Annotated in this window: 2 protein-coding genes; both read right to left on the reverse strand. The window is 52.9% G+C overall.

Annotated elements, in window-relative coordinates:
- Positions 1-368 (reverse strand): hypothetical protein (locus K309_RS38975; RefSeq protein ID WP_035878973.1); only part of this gene is annotated, 368 nt, incomplete at its 3' end.
- Between the two features lie 345 nt (positions 369-713).
- On the reverse strand, positions 714-1139 hold a 426-nt coding region (locus K309_RS42345), incomplete at its 5' end, for an NUMOD3 domain-containing DNA-binding protein (protein ID WP_232232664.1).

A 1139-nucleotide genomic window follows, 5' to 3' on the forward strand; every position in this document is an offset into this window, starting at 1 on the left:
CGAACTGCTGCCATGGGCCATGGCTGAGCAGATCCGCTCGAACGCCGCCTGAAAGTAACCTCCTCGTCAAGAACGCTGACCGTCGGACGGTTACGTCCATATTGCTCTGTAGCCGTCAGCAGTGCGCGAGCCTCTTTGACCACCTGATTGAAGTCCTGCTTTGCTGCTGACACGGACCGGGCAATGGTGTGGATGTTTTGGACGGGCATCGCCGATGCGACCATCAAGACATCCCCCGGCGAGGATGTATCGGTCAGGCTCGATTGACGGAAACAGCATTCGATGCGTGCCGTCATGGTAGTAATCGCCGCGCGGGTAATGGCGACCGCTTTGGCTTCCGCAGCTTCAGGCGCAAGGATTTCATCCATGGGTTACTCCATTGATGAAGGCAAAAAGAAATCCCTGACCGGCTGGTTGAGGTCATAAGCCCGGCCAGGGGAACGGCACAGTTTTGCCGGAGGTGTCGCTAGGAGGGGGAGGGAAAAGCGGGCATTTGGCTAGGCTCCTTGAACTCAAGGCGCTCCGAGAAAGCGCACTGGCTTCGGAGCTGTTAGAGCCAACTGTAAGACATTTACTCTAAAAGAGAATAATGGAATGAAGGCTTGGAGTGTAATGCCTATTCCATCAGTCCTTAATAGCGGCCGCTAGAGCCACGTTCTAGCATTAGCCTATGGATGCATTGGCGCAGCGGCTTCAAGCGCTCTGACGCGTTTCTATGCAGCGGCAGCAAGCTCGTCTTCAAGCAAGACTCTTTCGACCGCATGGCGACGTTGGAGCGCGGCAAGCGCTTCAGACGCATGGACTTGGAGCCATTCGATGGCGGTGGCTTTCTTGATGGTACTGCGATTGCCTGTGAAGCCAGAAAGGTCGGCGTAAAGTCTGATAACAGCTTGTTGGAATATAGCCATAACCTTTATTAACCTTTTAGCCCCATCCGAATGTTCCCTACCATACATTCCATGTTTTTCTCCGGCTATTAGATACCCTTTGCCGAACATGGGATTTTTTTCCCCCGCTATAAGATAACCTTTGCCAAACATTGGGGCCTTTTCTCCAGTCCGACCAAACATCGGATTCTTCTCTCCAGTAAGACGAGGCATAAGATGTCCTTTGCCAAACATAGGATGTTTCTCTCCAGT

The sequence above is a fragment of the Cupriavidus phytohabitans genome (genome assembly GCF_000426345.1).
Taxonomy (GTDB): domain Bacteria; phylum Pseudomonadota; class Gammaproteobacteria; order Burkholderiales; family Burkholderiaceae; genus Cupriavidus.